The sequence below is a fragment of the Sphingomonas sp. LY54 genome, from assembly GCF_035594035.1.
Lineage (GTDB): Bacteria > Pseudomonadota > Alphaproteobacteria > Sphingomonadales > Sphingomonadaceae > Allosphingosinicella.
Genome location: NZ_CP141588.1, coordinates 1,402,930 through 1,416,684 on the forward strand (window position 1 = coordinate 1,402,930; position 13,755 = coordinate 1,416,684).

Annotated in this window: 15 protein-coding genes; 8 read left to right on the forward strand and 7 right to left on the reverse strand. The window is 67.0% G+C overall.

The window, feature by feature from the left end; genetic code table 11:
• Position 1 precedes the first annotated feature (1 nt).
• A complete protein-coding gene (locus SH591_RS07130) occupies positions 2–1,165 on the forward strand; it encodes a murein hydrolase activator EnvC family protein (protein WP_324751126.1) in 1,164 nt (387 codons plus the stop codon).
• Between the two features lie 139 nt (positions 1,166–1,304).
• The gene (locus SH591_RS07135; protein ID WP_322832411.1) at positions 1,305–2,645 is read left to right on the forward strand and encodes a S41 family peptidase; all 1,341 of its coding nucleotides are present in this window, start codon (positions 1,305–1,307) and stop codon (positions 2,643–2,645) included.
• Positions 2,646–2,750: 105 nt separating this feature from the next.
• Here SH591_RS07135 and SH591_RS07140 read toward each other — a convergent pair whose 3' ends face one another.
• From SH591_RS07140 to SH591_RS07160, 5 genes are all read right to left on the reverse strand, one after another.
• The gene (locus SH591_RS07140; protein ID WP_324751127.1) at positions 2,751–3,548 is read right to left on the reverse strand and encodes a DODA-type extradiol aromatic ring-opening family dioxygenase; all 798 of its coding nucleotides are present in this window, start codon (positions 3,546–3,548) and stop codon (positions 2,751–2,753) included.
• A 560-nt stretch (positions 3,549–4,108) separates the two neighbouring features.
• On the reverse strand, positions 4,109–4,465 hold the full coding sequence (locus SH591_RS07145; protein WP_324751128.1) for a hypothetical protein: 357 nt from the start codon (positions 4,463–4,465) through the stop codon (positions 4,109–4,111).
• Complete coding sequence (locus SH591_RS07150; protein WP_324751129.1) at positions 4,462–4,857, reverse strand: cupredoxin domain-containing protein; 396 nt, start codon at positions 4,855–4,857, stop codon at positions 4,462–4,464. The genes SH591_RS07145 and SH591_RS07150 overlap by 4 nt, the downstream gene beginning before the upstream one ends.
• Positions 4,858–4,914: 57 nt before the next feature.
• Positions 4,915–5,370, reverse strand: a complete 456-nt coding sequence (locus tag SH591_RS07155) for an OsmC family protein (RefSeq protein ID WP_324751130.1) — start codon at positions 5,368–5,370, stop codon at positions 4,915–4,917.
• Positions 5,371–6,768, reverse strand: a complete 1,398-nt coding sequence (locus SH591_RS07160) for a Mur ligase family protein (RefSeq protein ID WP_324751131.1) — start codon at positions 6,766–6,768, stop codon at positions 5,371–5,373.
• A gap of 65 nt (positions 6,769–6,833) precedes the next feature.
• On the opposite strand from SH591_RS07160, the gene SH591_RS07165 reads away from it, so the two are divergent.
• Together SH591_RS07165 and SH591_RS07170 are read left to right on the forward strand one after the other, a co-directional pair.
• Complete coding sequence (locus tag SH591_RS07165; RefSeq protein WP_324751132.1) at positions 6,834–7,652, forward strand: LD-carboxypeptidase; 819 nt, start codon at positions 6,834–6,836, stop codon at positions 7,650–7,652.
• A gap of 77 nt (positions 7,653–7,729) precedes the next feature.
• Complete coding sequence (locus SH591_RS07170; RefSeq protein ID WP_322832404.1) at positions 7,730–8,017, forward strand: SWIB/MDM2 domain-containing protein; 288 nt, start codon at positions 7,730–7,732, stop codon at positions 8,015–8,017.
• A gap of 84 nt (positions 8,018–8,101) precedes the next feature.
• Here SH591_RS07170 and SH591_RS07175 read toward each other — a convergent pair whose 3' ends face one another.
• Complete coding sequence (locus SH591_RS07175; RefSeq protein ID WP_324751133.1) at positions 8,102–8,830, reverse strand: extensin-like domain-containing protein; 729 nt, start codon at positions 8,828–8,830, stop codon at positions 8,102–8,104.
• Between the two features lie 46 nt (positions 8,831–8,876).
• The gene (locus SH591_RS07180; protein ID WP_324751134.1) at positions 8,877–9,635 is read right to left on the reverse strand and encodes an NUDIX hydrolase; all 759 of its coding nucleotides are present in this window, start codon (positions 9,633–9,635) and stop codon (positions 8,877–8,879) included.
• 180 nt (positions 9,636–9,815) lie between these two features.
• On the opposite strand from SH591_RS07180, the gene SH591_RS07185 reads away from it, so the two are divergent.
• From SH591_RS07185 to SH591_RS07200, 4 genes are read left to right on the forward strand one after another with little or no spacing between them, the layout of a single operon-like run.
• Positions 9,816–10,670 carry a cytochrome c oxidase subunit II gene (locus SH591_RS07185; RefSeq protein ID WP_324751135.1) on the forward strand — a complete coding sequence of 285 codons (855 nt, stop codon included), beginning with the start codon at positions 9,816–9,818 and terminating at the stop codon, positions 10,668–10,670.
• Positions 10,670–12,415 carry a cytochrome c oxidase subunit I gene (locus tag SH591_RS07190; protein WP_324751136.1) on the forward strand — a complete coding sequence of 582 codons (1,746 nt, stop codon included), beginning with the start codon at positions 10,670–10,672 and terminating at the stop codon, positions 12,413–12,415. Before SH591_RS07185 ends, SH591_RS07190 begins: the two co-directional genes overlap by 1 nt.
• Positions 12,412–13,047 carry a cytochrome c oxidase subunit 3 gene (locus SH591_RS07195; RefSeq protein ID WP_324751137.1) on the forward strand — a complete coding sequence of 212 codons (636 nt, stop codon included), beginning with the start codon at positions 12,412–12,414 and terminating at the stop codon, positions 13,045–13,047. Before SH591_RS07190 ends, SH591_RS07195 begins: the two co-directional genes overlap by 4 nt.
• Before the next feature lie 18 nt (positions 13,048–13,065).
• Positions 13,066–13,755: a heme-copper oxidase subunit III family protein gene (locus SH591_RS07200; RefSeq protein ID WP_324751138.1), complete on the forward strand. Its 690-nt coding sequence runs from the start codon at positions 13,066–13,068 to the stop codon at positions 13,753–13,755.

Genomic DNA, 13,755 nt, shown 5'->3' on the forward strand with positions numbered 1-13,755 from the left:
CATGCGCCTCGCCCTCCCCGCCTTGCTCCTCGCTGTCTTCGCAGGCGGCCTCGCCGCGGCGCAGGTGCAGGCGGCTTCGGAGGCGCAGGCGCTGGCCCAGGCCAAGCGCGAGGCGGCGCAAGCCATGTCCCGCTCGGTCCAGCTCGAGGACCAGGCGGCGAAGGCCGTCAGCGAGGCAGCCAAGGCCCGCGCCGCCTCGGCCGCCACCGCCGCCCGGATCCAGGCCGCCGAGGCCGAGATCACCGCCGCCGAGGCCCGCATCCGCATCATCGAGGGGCTGCGCGCCGAGCAGCGCGCGCGTCTCGCCGAGCGCCAGGGGCCGGTCGTCCGCCTGACCGCCGCGCTGCAGACGATGGCGCGCCGCCCGCCCGCATTGGCCCTCGTCCAGCCGGGCTCGTTGAACGACGTCGTACGCGTCCGCTCGCTGCTCGCCTCGACATTACCGGTGATCCGCGCGCGCACCGCCGCGCTCCGCGCAGAAGTGGAGAAAGGCAATGCACTGCGCCGCCAGGCCGATCTCGCGCGCACCGCCCTCGTCCGCAGCCAGGACGAACTGAAGGCGCAGCGCATAGCCTTCGCCCGCCTCGAGGCGAGCCAGCGCGCCCGGTCGCAAAGCCTGACCGAATCCGCTCTGTTCGAATCCGACCGCGCTTTGGCCCTGGGCGAGGAAGCGCGTTCGCTCGCCGCGCTGATGGACACGCTCGACTATCAGGCCGGCATCCGGCGCAGCCTGTCCGGGCTTCCCGGCCCGGCTTTGCGCCCGGGCGCCGCCACGGCGCCTGCCGCATCGCCACCGCCGGCCTATCGCGTGCCGGTCGAAGGCCGCGTCGTGACGGGAATGGGCGAGATTTCGGACGCCGGCGTCCACGCCCGCGGCCTCACCTTCGAGACGCCGGCGAACAGCGCGGTGGTCGCGCCGCGCGGCGGGCGGGTCGCTTATGCCGGCCCGTTCCGCGATTACGGCGCGATCGTCATCCTCGACCATGGCGGCGGCTGGACGACCCTCGTCACCGATCTCGCGTCGGTGCGCGTCCGCGTCGGCCAGAGGCTCGCCGCCGGCGACGCGCTCGGCCGCACCGGTTCCGCCCGCTCACGGGTCACCGTAGAGCTGCGCCGCAACGGCCAGCCCGTGGCGATCGCGCCGCTCGTCGCCGTCGGCGGATGACGAGGAAATTCTTACCGCCCCCTTCCGCCCGCACACGGCTGTTCCCATCTTCGAACGAAGCGGCCGGTTCAGCCTGTGTTGCTTTCCGCGCCCCTAAAAAGGCTGTATCAGTCGCCAGATAGCGTCAGCAGGATTTCCCATGGCCAAGAATCTTCTCCGCGCCCTCGCTCTGGTCAGCGCCGTCGCGATCATCCCAGCCGCCACCGCATCGCTCGCGGCCGTGGACGTCGACACCTATAAGGAGCTCGACCAGTTCATGAGCGTGTTCGAGCGCGTCCGCTCCGAATATGTCGAGCAGGTCGACGACAAGACCCTGCTGCGCGGCGCCATCGACGGCATGCTCGCCAGCCTCGATCCGCACAGCTCCTATCTCGACGAGCGCGGCTTCAAGTCGCTGATGACCACCACCGACGGCAATTATGGCGGCCTCGGCCTCAGCGTCACGCAGGAAGACGGCGCGGTGAAGGTCATCGCCGCCACCGAGGATACGCCGGCTGCGAAGGCCGGAATCAAGGCCGGTGACTATCTCACCCACCTCGACGGCAAGCTCATCTATGGCGGCACGCTCGACGAGGCGGTCGACCAGATGCGCGGCCCCCCGGGCACCACCGTCAAGGTCACGGTCGTGCGCCCGGGCCGCGACAAGCCGTTCGACGTCGCCATCACCCGCGCGATCATCGAGCTTCCCGCCGTCAAGTGGGAGGTGAAGGACCGCGTCGGCATCATCAACGTCAACAGCTTCAACAAGACGACGACCGATTCCGTGCTGGCCGCGATGACCGGCGTCGAGAAGTCGCTCGGCAGCAAGCCGCTCGGCTACATCCTCGATCTGCGCTCGAACCCGGGCGGCCTGCTCGACCAGGCGGTGAGCCTGTCGGACGCGTTCCTCGAGCGCGGCGAGATCGTCTCGCAGCGCGGCCGCGCCAAGAGCGATATCGAGCGTTATTATGCGCGTCCGGGCGACGCCGCGCACGGCCTGCCCGTGATCGTGCTGGTCGATGCCGGCTCCGCCTCCGCGGCCGAGATCGTGGCCGGCGCGCTGCAGGAGCATCACCGCGCGATCGTCATGGGCGAGCGCACCTTCGGCAAGGGCTCGGTGCAGACCCTGCTTCCGCTGTCGCAGGACACGGCGCTCCGCCTCACCACCGCGCGTTACTATACGCCGTCGGGCAAGTCGGTGCAGGAAGGCGGCATCAAGCCGGACATCGAGGTGCCGCAGCTCTCCGACCCGGACTACAAGGATCGCCCCCGCTTCCGCGAGAGCGACCTGCGCCGTCACCTGATCAACGAGCTCAAGGTCGAAGACGACGTCGTCCAGGACGACGGCAAGCCCGATCCCCGCTTCGCCGCCACCGCGGAGGAGCTGAAGAAGAAGGGCATCGAGGACTTCCAGCTCCACTACGCGCTGCAGACCATCTCCCGCCTGGGCAAGGTCCAGCAGGCGTCGGTCGCGGCAGAGCCCAAGAAGGGCACGCGCTAAAGCATCGTCATTGCGAGGCGCGCAGCGACGAAGCAATCCAGCCGCACGGACTGGATTGCTTCGCTGCGCTCGCAATGACGGTGCGTTAGTACACCCGCCCCCCGGTCAGCCGAAACGGTAACCCGACACCGTCCAGCCGATCACGCGATCCTGGAAGATATGCGCGCCGCGGTCCTCGCCGCCGGCGCCGGCCGCGACCATCAGCGGGATCAGATGCTCCTCGCGCGGGTGGGCGATCTTTGCATAGGGCAGCTCCGCCCACGCGGCGAGGCGCGCGTCGCGCTCGGCCGGATCCGGATCGGTGACGGCTGCCGTCAGCGCGGTATCGAAGATCTCGGCCACGACCTGCGCCGATCCGTCGCGCAGCCGCATGTTGTGGAAGCTCATCCCCGAGCCGACGATCAGCACGCCCTCGTCGCGCAACGGCGCCAGCGCCCGCCCGACCGCGATATGCGCGGCGGGATCGAGGTCGCGCCGCAGCGAAAGCTGGAGGGTCGGGATGTCGGCCTCGGGCACCGCGACCTTGAGCGGGATGAACACGCCATGGTCCCAGCCGCGCGTCGCCTCGGTGCCGGCCGGGAAGCCGGCCGCCTCGAGCAGCTCGGCGGTGCGCGCGGCCAGATCGGGCGCGCCGGGCGCGTCCCAGCGCAGCCGGTACGTATGGTCGGGGAAGCCGCCATAATCGTAGAGCAGGTCCGGCTTCTCGCCCTGATGGACGGTGAAGCGATCCTCCTCCCAATGGCCGGAGACGACGAGGATGGCGCGCGGCCGTTCCGGCAGGTCGGCAATGACCTTGGCCAGGAAGTCGCCCATCGGGCGCCACATCTCGGGCACGGGCCCGTTCTCGTTGAGGAAAAAGCAGGGGCCGCCGCCGTGCGGCAGGAAAAGGCTGGGCTGTTTCATCCCTGCCATATCGGCACCGGTGCGGCTATTAGAAAGCCCGGAAGGCGGCAACCCGGCGTTGCAAATCGTGAAACGCGCTCATCCGGGCTGATCAAAATCCGGAACGCGTAATGGGGGCCGGCGTTGCCGCCAGCCCCCACTGTCCCGGTACGGTTCCTCGCCTGGGTTGGACGAGGCGCCGCTTGGGGCGTCGGAGAAACCCTGCTGGTTGAGGGCAGGGCTTCGTCCCCGGCGCTCTGGAAATTGCGTTCGACATCCGCTGGCGCGGTTGTTTCCGGACACTTCCTCGGCAACCCTGCCTCTGCCTGGCGCCTGCAATCCGAAGATCGCTGAAGCTTTCGCAGTGGCAACGCCTTTGATTTGATCGGTCCGTTTCCGGTCCGCCTTTTCTCCGGCGTAAGGACAAGGTCTCATGCGCGCCGAGTCGCGCCTAATGGAATCGACCTGTGGATAAGTAGGATATCGGGGAAAACTTTGCCCTCGACTTGCGCGTTGCTGTCCGCGGCCGCGCGTGCTGCGGCCGCTATCAAATCGACTCCTCAGCGGCAAGTTCCGGCCGGTCAGGCGGGCGAGTCGGCGTCCGCTTTCTTGCGCTTCGCCTTTCCGCCGGCCAGCTCGTCGAGCAAAACTGCGCCCATCGCGCCGGCCGCCGCCTTGACGACCTTCTTGGCCTTGCTCGCCTTGCGCGCGGCATCCGCGGCCGCGTCGTCGGCGCCCTCGCCGACCGCCTTGGCGGCCTTGCGCACGTCCTTGCTCTCGGTCAGCGCCGCCGCCGCGGCGATCAGGCCGGCCGCGACGATGTCGCTGATCACCGGGTGGGCGGCGATAGCCGCCGCGGCGCCGCGCAATTCCTTGGGAATCTTCATGCCGCCGACCTTTTTGGGCAGCTTCGCCTTCTTCGCTTTCTTGGCCATCATTCCTCCTGTCCGACAATGATCTCGCTGCTCATGCCGAGCAGCCGGTAGAGCCAGTTGGTGCTGCGGATCCGGTAGCGCCCTTCGGCCGGCACCAGCACCACCTCCCGCGCCTCGCCGGCCGGGACGGTCAGCGTCCCTTCGGCCAGCCGCTGCGCGTCACGCGAGCGCAGCCGCGACGCCGCGAGCAGCCCGTCCGCGGCGAGCCTGTGATCGTGCGCGGCGGCGTTATAGAAGCGCAGCCGCACCGGCTCGCCGGCCGAGACCGTGATCGATGCGGGCGAAATGTCGCGGCCGGTCAGCCGCAGCTCGACGGTGCGGGCGTTGCGCCAGTCCTGCGCGGACGCCGCGACGGGGCTCAAGGCGACCACCAGACCCAAGAACAGCCGCAGCATCGTCGCTCCTTCCCTGCCTGCATAGCATAGCGTGAGGCTTAAGAAGAATTACAGGCCCTATCGGGTTCCGACGACGATCTCGGTGCGCAGCGAATTCGCGATGAAGCAGTGCTCGTGCGCCTTGTGGTGCAGCCACTGCATCTCCTTCGGATTGGGCGCGTCGCCGACGAAGCTGATCTCGGGATACAGGGTAATCCGGGTCATCGAGATGCGGCCGCCCCGGTCGCGGCCCATCGTGCCGACCGCCTCGTCGTCATAGCGCGCCACCTCGAACCCCTCGTCGCGCGCGATCGAAAGGAACCAGAGCATGTGGCACGACGACACCGAGGCGACGAGCGCCTCCTCGGGGTCGACGGCCATCGGGTCCGACATCGGCGTCGCCACCACCTGCGGCGACGAGGACGCCTTCACCACCGCGCCGCCGTCGAAGCTCCAGTCGTGGAGGCGGGAGTAGCGGTTGGACTTGAAATCGCCGTCGGAGACCCAGCGAATCGTGGCGCGATGCTCGGCCATTCAGAGCCTTTCGAGAAGGTCGGCCGCATACACCGACAAAGTGTCGTCGCGCGCGCCCATCACGATGATGCGGTCGCCCGGCTGCGCCAGTTCGGCCAGCCGGTCGGCGGTGGCGGTCCGTTCGGCGACATGCTCGGCCTGGCGCCCCGCCGCGAGCACGCCCGCGACAATATCCTCGCTGCCGACCGTGCGTTCGACGGTGCCGCCGAAATAGGCCGGATCGGGCATGATCAGCACGTCCTCGGGGCCAAGATTGTGGGCGAAGCAGTCGGTCAATTCCTGCTTCATCGTCCGCAGCGGCCCGTAACCGTGCGGCTGGAACATGATCAGCAGCCGGCCGGGAAAGGCATGGAGGGTCGCAAGCGTCGCCGCGATCTTGTCCGGGTTGTGCCCGAAATCGTCGATTACGCTGATGCCGTTCCTGGTGCCGACCACCTCGAAGCGACGGCGCAGGCCCTGGAAGCCGCCAAGCGCTACGGCCGCCTCGGCGAGGTCCACACCGATTGCGCGGACGGCCGACAGCGCGGCCAGGGCATTGGCGGCGTTGTGGCGCCCGGGAACGCCGAGGCGCACGGGGTGGGTCTCGCCCGTCTCGCGGACGACGACATCGAACGAGATGGCGAGCGGCTCCTCGCGCACATTGGTGCCGCGCAGGTCCGCCGCCCCATCGTCGAAGCCGAATGTCGCCAGCTTCTCCTTCGGCAAAGTCGCCGCGAGCAGCCGGGTCTCGTCATCGTCGAGGTTGAGCACCGCGGTCTCGGCCTTGCCGACGAAGCCGCGGAACAGGGTGCGCAGTTCGTCCAGCGACTTGTGGTCGAGCGTAATATTGTTGAGCAAGGCGATGCGCGGCGCATAGAGGGCGATCGAGCCGTCGCTCTCGTCGACTTCGCTCACGAAGATCGATCCGTCGCCGACCAGGGCGCTCGCGAACGGCGTCTCGGGCGTGACGAAATTCTTCATCACCGCACCGTTCATCACGGTCGGCGCGCGGCCGAGCGCGTGCAGGATCCAGCCGATCATGCCGGTCGTGGTCGATTTGCCGCTGGTCCCCCCCACCGCGATCCCGGTCGGCGCGGCGTTGAACAAGCGGGCGAGGAGTTGCGGCCGCGTGATATGTTCGGCCCCGACGCGGCGCGCCGACTGCACGTCCGGCACGCTCTCCTCGACTGCTGCAGAGGTCACCAGGATCTGGTCGGGTCGGGTGACGCCGCTTCCGTCCTGGGGAAATAAGGCGATGCCGCGGCCCTTGAGGAAATCGAACTTCTCGGCGATCCGGCCCTGGTCGAGCGACCGGTCGGATCCGGCGACCTCGCTGCCCTGGGCGCGCACGATGCAGGCGAGGGGCAGCATGCCGCTGCCGCCGATCCCGCAGAAGAAATAGGATTTGGCCTCGTTCATGCCGCAGCCCTATTGGGTACGCAGCGGGATTTCAAACGGCGAAGGACAGGAATGAGGATTAGCCAATGAGGATTGGGGTCGTCGCGCCGAGCACGCCGATCGACAAGGACGTGGCCCGCCAAGTGACGGCGCTCGCCACCGAGCACGGCGCCGAAGTGCATTTCCACCCCCAATGCTTCATCGCCCACAAGCATTTCGCCGGCGAGGACAATGTCCGGGCCGACGCTTTCCTCGAGATCGCCAACGACCCGGCGTTCGACGCGCTCTGGTTCGCGCGCGGCGGGTACGGCTCATGCCGGATTGCCGAGGACGTCCTGGACCGGCTGGAGCCCGCCGCGCGCAAGAAGGCCTATCTGGGATATAGCGACGCCGGCTTCATGCTCGCGGGGCTCTACGCCGCTGGTTTCGACGACATCGCCCATGGGCCGATGCCGCAGGACATCAAGCGCGAGGACGGCGAAGCGGCGGTGCGGCGCGCGCTCTCCTGGCTGGTGCGCCGTTCGCCGCTGACGCTCGAGCCGAGCGTCCCGGACGCGACGCTGACGGCCGCCTTCAACATCACCGTGTTCAGCCAGCTGCTCGGTACGCCGCTGCAGCCCGACCTCACCGGACACGTCCTGATGCTCGAGGAAATATCGGAATATACGTACAGCACCGACCGGGCGCTCTTCCACATCACCAGCAATGCCGATGTGCGCAAGGTGGCGGGGCTCCGGATCGGCCGCTGCAGCCTGGTGCCCGAGAACGATCCCGATTTCGGCCACAGCGAGGAAGAGGTGGTCGAGCATTGGTGCGAGCGCGCCGGCATCGCCTTCCTGGGGCTCGCCGACATCGGTCATGATGCCGCCAACAAGGTGGTTCCGTTCGGTCGCTTCAGGGCCTGATGCGCCAAACTGCGTTGGAGGGCCTTGCACAGGGCGCGCGTTTGCGCTCTATCAGAACAAATTCAGAGGAGGGCCGAATGTTAGAGCCGAAGAACAATGCAAAGAAGCGTGGTGGATCCGATGGTCTGGCGCGTCCGCTGAAGCCGTCCGCGGACCTCGCGGCGATCACGGGCACGGACAACATCGCCCGCAGCGACGTCGTCAGCAAGATGTGGGAATATATCAAGAAGAACAATCTTCAGAACCCGCAGAACAAGCGCGAGATTCTCGCCGACGACAAGCTCAAGAAGATTTTCGGTGGCAAGGACAAGGTGTCGATGTTCGAAATGAACAAGCATTTGTCGAACCACCTCAGCAACCCCTGATCGGGGCCTGACCACCCGCTTCGGCGGGACGGAATGACGAGGCGAGTCGCGCGAGCGGCTCGCCTCAGTCGTTTGGGGATGCGTTCAATTGCATCCCCGCCAGCCCATCTCCCCGCGCGCCGCCTGGTCCAGATGCAGGTGATCGGCGTGGGCCGCATTGTAATCGGGCGAGAGCACGGTCGAGAATAAGGGACAGGCGCCGTTGCGCACTTCGCGCAGGAAATCGGCCTTCTCACCCTCCCCTTTCCAGTCCTTCAGCACGCTGATCCGGGTGCCGTCCTCCAGCCGGAAGCCGGCGACATCGACCGCATTGGCGGTGGCGTGCTCGCTCCAGCCGCCGCTGGCGCGGCCGTACATGCGGCGGCAATTGTAGCTGCCGAGATGCTCCACAGAGGTGACGCGGGTACCGAAATGCTCGACCGCCGCCGGCTGCAGCACATGCCATTCCCAGAGCGCAAGCGCCGCGGCGACCGGGCAGGCCGTGCCGAGACCCGCCGGTCGATAGGCGACGTGGAGCGCGCCGCCGGTGCGGAGACGGACTGCGTCGTCATAGCCACAATGCTCGCCGGCCGCGCGCGGCGCCAGCGGATCGAAGCGCACGCCGGCGCGCCCAAGCAAGGCGCGGCACTGCGCGGCCTCGCCGCGCAGGCCGGTGAGCTTGCGGCCGGTAAATGCGCCGACGGGCTGGGTCAGGTCGAGCTCGGTCCACGGCATGTCCTGGGGATGATCGCGCGCATAGCCGTAGATCAGGAGCCCCGCGAAACCGATCAGGCCGAGCAGCAGCAGGTTTCGGGCGATGCGGACGACCGGCATGGGCCTCAGGACGCGCCGGCCCCGGCTTGGTTTCCTGCGCGGGCGCCTAGGTGCGACGGGCCGTCTCCAGCCGCTCCGCCGTTACCGGATAACCGACCCCTTCGGGGATGCAGAGCCATTGCAGCCCGTCGCGCTCCTCGATCCAAGGCACGATCTTCTGCACCGGATGGCGCTCCGCATTAGCGCGGGCCTCTTCGAGGGAGGCGAAGCGGGCGAGCCGCTCGAGGTTGCGCCGCGTCGGGAAAATGATCCGGCCGCGGCCGGCATTGGTGTCGTCGAGCACCTGCTGCGCCGTCGTCCACAATGTGCGCACGGCCTCGGCCTGCTGGGCGACGCCGAGGACCGCGCCCACCGGCGCCTCGGCGACGAAGAACAACGTGTCGAAGCGGCGCGCCTCCTTGAAGTTGGGACACCAGCGCGCGAACGGCGCGAGCGCGCGAAGATCGAGGCCGAGGTCGAGCGTGTCGAGCAGCACCGAGAATGGCGTGCCATCCTCCAGCTCCTGCCGCATCTGGCTGATCTGCTCGGGAGTCGGCCCCGGCATCACGCCGGGCGCGATCCCCGCTTCCTCGATCGTCTCGCGGATGGCGGCGACGCGTGCCGCGCCATAGGCGAGGCCGTCGCCGATCCGTTCGGCGAGCGCGACATCGTCCGGATCGATCCGCCCGCCGGGGAAGACCAGAGCTCCCGGCGCGAAAGCCATCGCCTTGGTCCGCTCCATCATCAGCAGCTCCGGCGCGCCGGCAGGGCCGGGACGCATCAGGATCAGCGTGGCGGCCGGAATCGGATCGGGGAGGTCGGTCATCCCCTTCCTCCTAGCCCAGGGGTTTTACGTGGCAAGCCAGCAACTTCCCCCGGCTTCCCCCGGCGCGCCTTTCGATATATGCTTGCATCAGTTTGTTGGTGAGTTCCCGCGTGCCGGGTCGAACCACGTAAGGCTCTTCCCGGAACCGTCGGGCGCTGTCGCCGCGGTAAGGGGACCTTGATGGCCGTCGCAGTCGTGATCGCCCTGCTGGTGCTGGCTACGATCGCCTTCCACATGCTCAGCCCCTGGTGGATGACGCCGATCGCGTCGAACTGGGGCTCGATCGACACCGCTTTGATGATCACGCTCTGGATCTGCGCCGCGGCTTTTGTCGCGCTGAACCTGTTCCTGGCATATTCGCTCTACCGCTACCGCGCCCGGCCCGGCCACACCGCCCATTACGAGCCCGAGAACGCCCGGCTCGAAAAGCGTCTCACCTTGTGGACCGGCCTCGGCATCGCCGGCATGCTCGCGCCCGGCCTGATCGCGTGGAACCAATATGTGACGGTACCCGACGACGCGTCGGTGATCGAGGCGACCGGCCAGCAATGGCAATGGGGCTTCCGCTTCCCCGGCCAGGACGGCGTGCTCGGCACCGCCGCCGTCGCCCATATCAACGCCGACAATCCGTTCGGCCTCAATCCGCTCGATCCCTATGGCAAGGATGACGTCCTCGTCGAAACCAACGAGCTGCACATGCCGATCGGCAAGCCGGTCAAGATGGTGCTCCGCTCCAAGGACGTGCTGCACGATTTTTACGTGCCGCAATTCCGCGCCAAGATGGATCTTGTTCCCGGCATAGTCACCTATTTCTGGGTGACTCCCACCCGGACCGGCACGTTCGAAATCCTCTGCGCGGAATTGTGCGGGGTCGGCCACCACGCGATGCGCGGCACCGTCGTCGTCGAGAGCGAGGCGGATTTCAATCGGTGGATGGGTGAGCAGATGACCTTCGGCCAACTCCTGGCAGAAGCGGAGGGCGACAAAAAGGTGCAACTCGCGCAGGCGAGCGCGCCGCGGGCGGGGGGACGCTGATGGCTACCGCAACGATCGCCGACGATCTCAGGCCCCTCCACCACCCCAAGAGCTGGATCGGCAAATATGTCTGGAGCCAGGACCATAAGGTCATCGCCATCCAATATTCGCTGACCGCGATCGCGATCGGGCTCGTCGCACTCGTCCTCTCCGGGCTGATGCGTCTCCAGCTCGGCTTCCCCGACACGTTCGACTTCATCCAACCCGAAAACTACCTCCAGTACGTGACCATGCACGGCATGATCATGGTCGTGTACCTGCTGACGGCGTTGCTCCTCGGCGGTTTCGGCAATTATCTGATCCCGCTGATGGTGGGCGCGCGGGACATGGTGTTCCCGTTCGTCAACATGCTGAGCTACTGGTTCTATCTGCTCGCGGTGCTGGTGCTGGTAGCGAGCTTCTTCGTGCCCGGCGGCCCGACCGGCGCGGGCTGGACGCTCTATCCCCCGCAGACCATCCTCGAGGGCACGCCGGGCCACCAATATGGCATCATCCTGATGCTGGCCTCGCTCGCCATCTTCGTCGTCGCCTTCACGATGGGCGGCCTCAATTACGTGACGACAGTCCTGCAGGCACGCACCAAGGGCATGACGCTGATGCGCATGCCCTGTTCCGTGTGGGGCATCTTCGTCGCCTCGATCATGGGCCTGCTCGCATTCCCGGCCTTATTCGTCGCCTGCATCATGATGCTGCTCGACCGTCTCGTCGGCACCAGCTTCTTCATGCCCGCGATCGCCTCGATGGGGAAGGAGTTGGGCTATGAGGGCGGCTCGCCGATCCTCTTCCAGCACCTGTTCTGGTTCTTCGGCCACCCCGAAGTCTATATCGTCGCCTTGCCCGCCTTCGGCATCGTCTCGGACCTGATCGCGGTCCACGCCCGCAAGAACATCTTCGGCTACCGGATGATGGTCTGGGCGATCGTGATCATCGGCGCCTTGAGCTTCTTCGTCTGGGCGCACCACATGTACGTTTCCGGCATGAACCCCTATTTCGGATTCTTCTTCGCAACCTCGACCCTGATCATCGCCATCCCGACCGCGATCAAGGTCTACAATTGGCTGCTGACCCTGTGGCGCGGCGACATCCACCTCACCGTGCCGATGCTGTTCGCCATCGGCTTCCTGTTCACCTTCATCCACGGCGGCCTCTCCGGCCTGTTCCTCGGCAATGTCAGCGTCGACGTGCCGCTTTCCGACACCTTCTTCGTGATCGGCCATTTCCACATGGTGATGGGGGTCTCGCCGATCCTGGTCATCTTCGGCGCGATCTACCATTGGTATCCGAAGATCACCGGCCGGATGTGGAACGACGCGCTCGCCAAGATCCATTTCTGGGTCACCTTCCTCGGCGTCTACGCGATCTTCCTGCCGATGCATTATCTCGGCATGCTGGGCGTGCCGCGGCGCTATTTCGCGCTCGGCGAAACCGCCTTCATCCCGCCTTCGGCCCATCTTGCCAACGAATGGATCACGATCGCGGCGCTGATCGTGTTCGCGGCGCAGATGCTGTTCTTTTGGAACATGACCTGGAGCCTCTTCCGCGGCCCCAGGGCCGATCCCAATCCGTGGGGCGCGGCCTCGCTCGAATGGCAGACGCCCGACACGCCGCCCGGCCACGGCAATTGGGGTCCCACGCTGCCGACCGTCTACCGCTGGGCCTATGATTACAGCGTCCCCGGCGCGGACAGGGATTTCACGCCGCAGACCCAGCCGCCAGGCGGCGCCGGGCGGTACCACGCGACATGAATCTGTTCGGCCGCCTCACCGAAAAGAGTTGGGAGACGCCGGGCGCGGATCCGACGGCGGACCCCGCTCTCTCCCGTCCCTCGGCGGCGTCGGTCGGCCTCCGGGTCTTTTTCGGGATCGTGACCATGCTCTTCGGCCTCGTGACGATGGCCTATGTGATGCGGATGGGAACGGTCGCGATGGAGCATGGCCCGGTGAGCGACTGGCGGCCGATGCCGGACCCGCCCTTGCTCTGGATCAACAGCGCGATCCTGATCCTCTCGGGCCTCGCCTGGGAAGCGGCCCGCGCCGGCGCGCGGATCGGCCGCGGCCTCTTGCTGTTCGCCGGCGTGGTCGCGGCGGGGCTGCTCGCTCTTCTCTTCCTCGCCGGCCAGCTCGCGCTCTGGGCGCAATATGCCGCGCGCGGTTATTATGCCGCGGCCAACCCCTCTTATTCCTTTTTCTACCTGATCACCGGCCTGCACGGGCTTCACCTGCTCGGCGGCCTCTATGTCTGGGGACGGACGGTATCGCGCCTGCTCGCGGGCGCCGACGCCGGAGCGGTGCGCGTGACCGTCGATCTGTGCGCCGCATATTGGCATTTCCTGCTCGTCATCTGGCTGGTCATGCTGGGGCTGCTGATATCGACCTGAACCAACGGGAGTGACTGGATGTCGACCGTGATTCACCAGGAGGAAGGCGCCGGTCCGCCCGAGGCTCTGCGCGACTTCGCCCGCGACTGGGCCGCCGACCAGGAGGTGTTCCGGCAGGTCCACTGGGGCAAGGCCATGATGTGGATCTTCCTCCTGTCGGACACCTTCATCTTCTCCTGCTTCCTCACCTCGTACATGACCATGCGTTCGTCGGTGACCGTGCCCTGGCCCAATCCGAGCGAGGTGTTCGCGCTCACCATCGGCGGCCAGTCGATCCCCTTGATCCTGATCGCGATCATGACCTTCGTCCTCATCAGTTCGTCCGGCACGATGGCGATGGCGGTGAACTTCGGTTACCGGCGCAACCGCAAGGTCACCGCCGCCCTGATGTTCGCCACCGCCCTGCTCGGCGCGACCTTCGTCGGCATGCAGGCGTTCGAATGGACGAAGCTGATCCACGAGGGCGTGCGCCCATGGGGTAATCCGATGGGCGCAGCCCAGTTCGGCGCCTCCTTCTTCATGATCACCGGCTTCCACGGCCTCCACGTCTCGGCCGGCGTTATCATGCTGCTGATCGTCGCCACCAAGGTGCTGCGCGGCCATTACAACCGCAGCGGCGACTATAGCGCGGTCGAGATTGCCGGCCTCTACTGGCATTTCGTCGACCTCGTCTGGGTCTTCATCTTCGCCTTCTTCTACCTGTGGTGA

Coding starts and splice junctions, on each gene's coding strand:
- SH591_RS07130 (WP_324751126.1), top strand. CDS start 2: ATGCGCCTCGCCCTCCCCGCCTTGCTCCTCGCTGTCTTCGCAGGCGGC.
- SH591_RS07135 (WP_322832411.1), top strand. CDS start 1,305: ATGGCCAAGAATCTTCTCCGCGCCCTCGCTCTGGTCAGCGCCGTCGCG.
- SH591_RS07140 (WP_324751127.1), bottom strand. CDS start 3,548: ATGAAACAGCCCAGCCTTTTCCTGCCGCACGGCGGCGGCCCCTGCTTT.
- SH591_RS07145 (WP_324751128.1), bottom strand. CDS start 4,465: ATGATGGCCAAGAAAGCGAAGAAGGCGAAGCTGCCCAAAAAGGTCGGC.
- SH591_RS07150 (WP_324751129.1), bottom strand. CDS start 4,857: ATGCTGCGGCTGTTCTTGGGTCTGGTGGTCGCCTTGAGCCCCGTCGCG.
- SH591_RS07155 (WP_324751130.1), bottom strand. CDS start 5,370: ATGGCCGAGCATCGCGCCACGATTCGCTGGGTCTCCGACGGCGATTTC.
- SH591_RS07160 (WP_324751131.1), bottom strand. CDS start 6,768: ATGAACGAGGCCAAATCCTATTTCTTCTGCGGGATCGGCGGCAGCGGC.
- SH591_RS07165 (WP_324751132.1), top strand. CDS start 6,834: ATGAGGATTGGGGTCGTCGCGCCGAGCACGCCGATCGACAAGGACGTG.
- SH591_RS07170 (WP_322832404.1), top strand. CDS start 7,730: ATGTTAGAGCCGAAGAACAATGCAAAGAAGCGTGGTGGATCCGATGGT.
- SH591_RS07175 (WP_324751133.1), bottom strand. CDS start 8,830: ATGCCGGTCGTCCGCATCGCCCGAAACCTGCTGCTGCTCGGCCTGATC.
- SH591_RS07180 (WP_324751134.1), bottom strand. CDS start 9,635: ATGACCGACCTCCCCGATCCGATTCCGGCCGCCACGCTGATCCTGATG.
- SH591_RS07185 (WP_324751135.1), top strand. CDS start 9,816: ATGGCCGTCGCAGTCGTGATCGCCCTGCTGGTGCTGGCTACGATCGCC.
- SH591_RS07190 (WP_324751136.1), top strand. CDS start 10,670: ATGGCTACCGCAACGATCGCCGACGATCTCAGGCCCCTCCACCACCCC.
- SH591_RS07195 (WP_324751137.1), top strand. CDS start 12,412: ATGAATCTGTTCGGCCGCCTCACCGAAAAGAGTTGGGAGACGCCGGGC.
- SH591_RS07200 (WP_324751138.1), top strand. CDS start 13,066: ATGTCGACCGTGATTCACCAGGAGGAAGGCGCCGGTCCGCCCGAGGCT.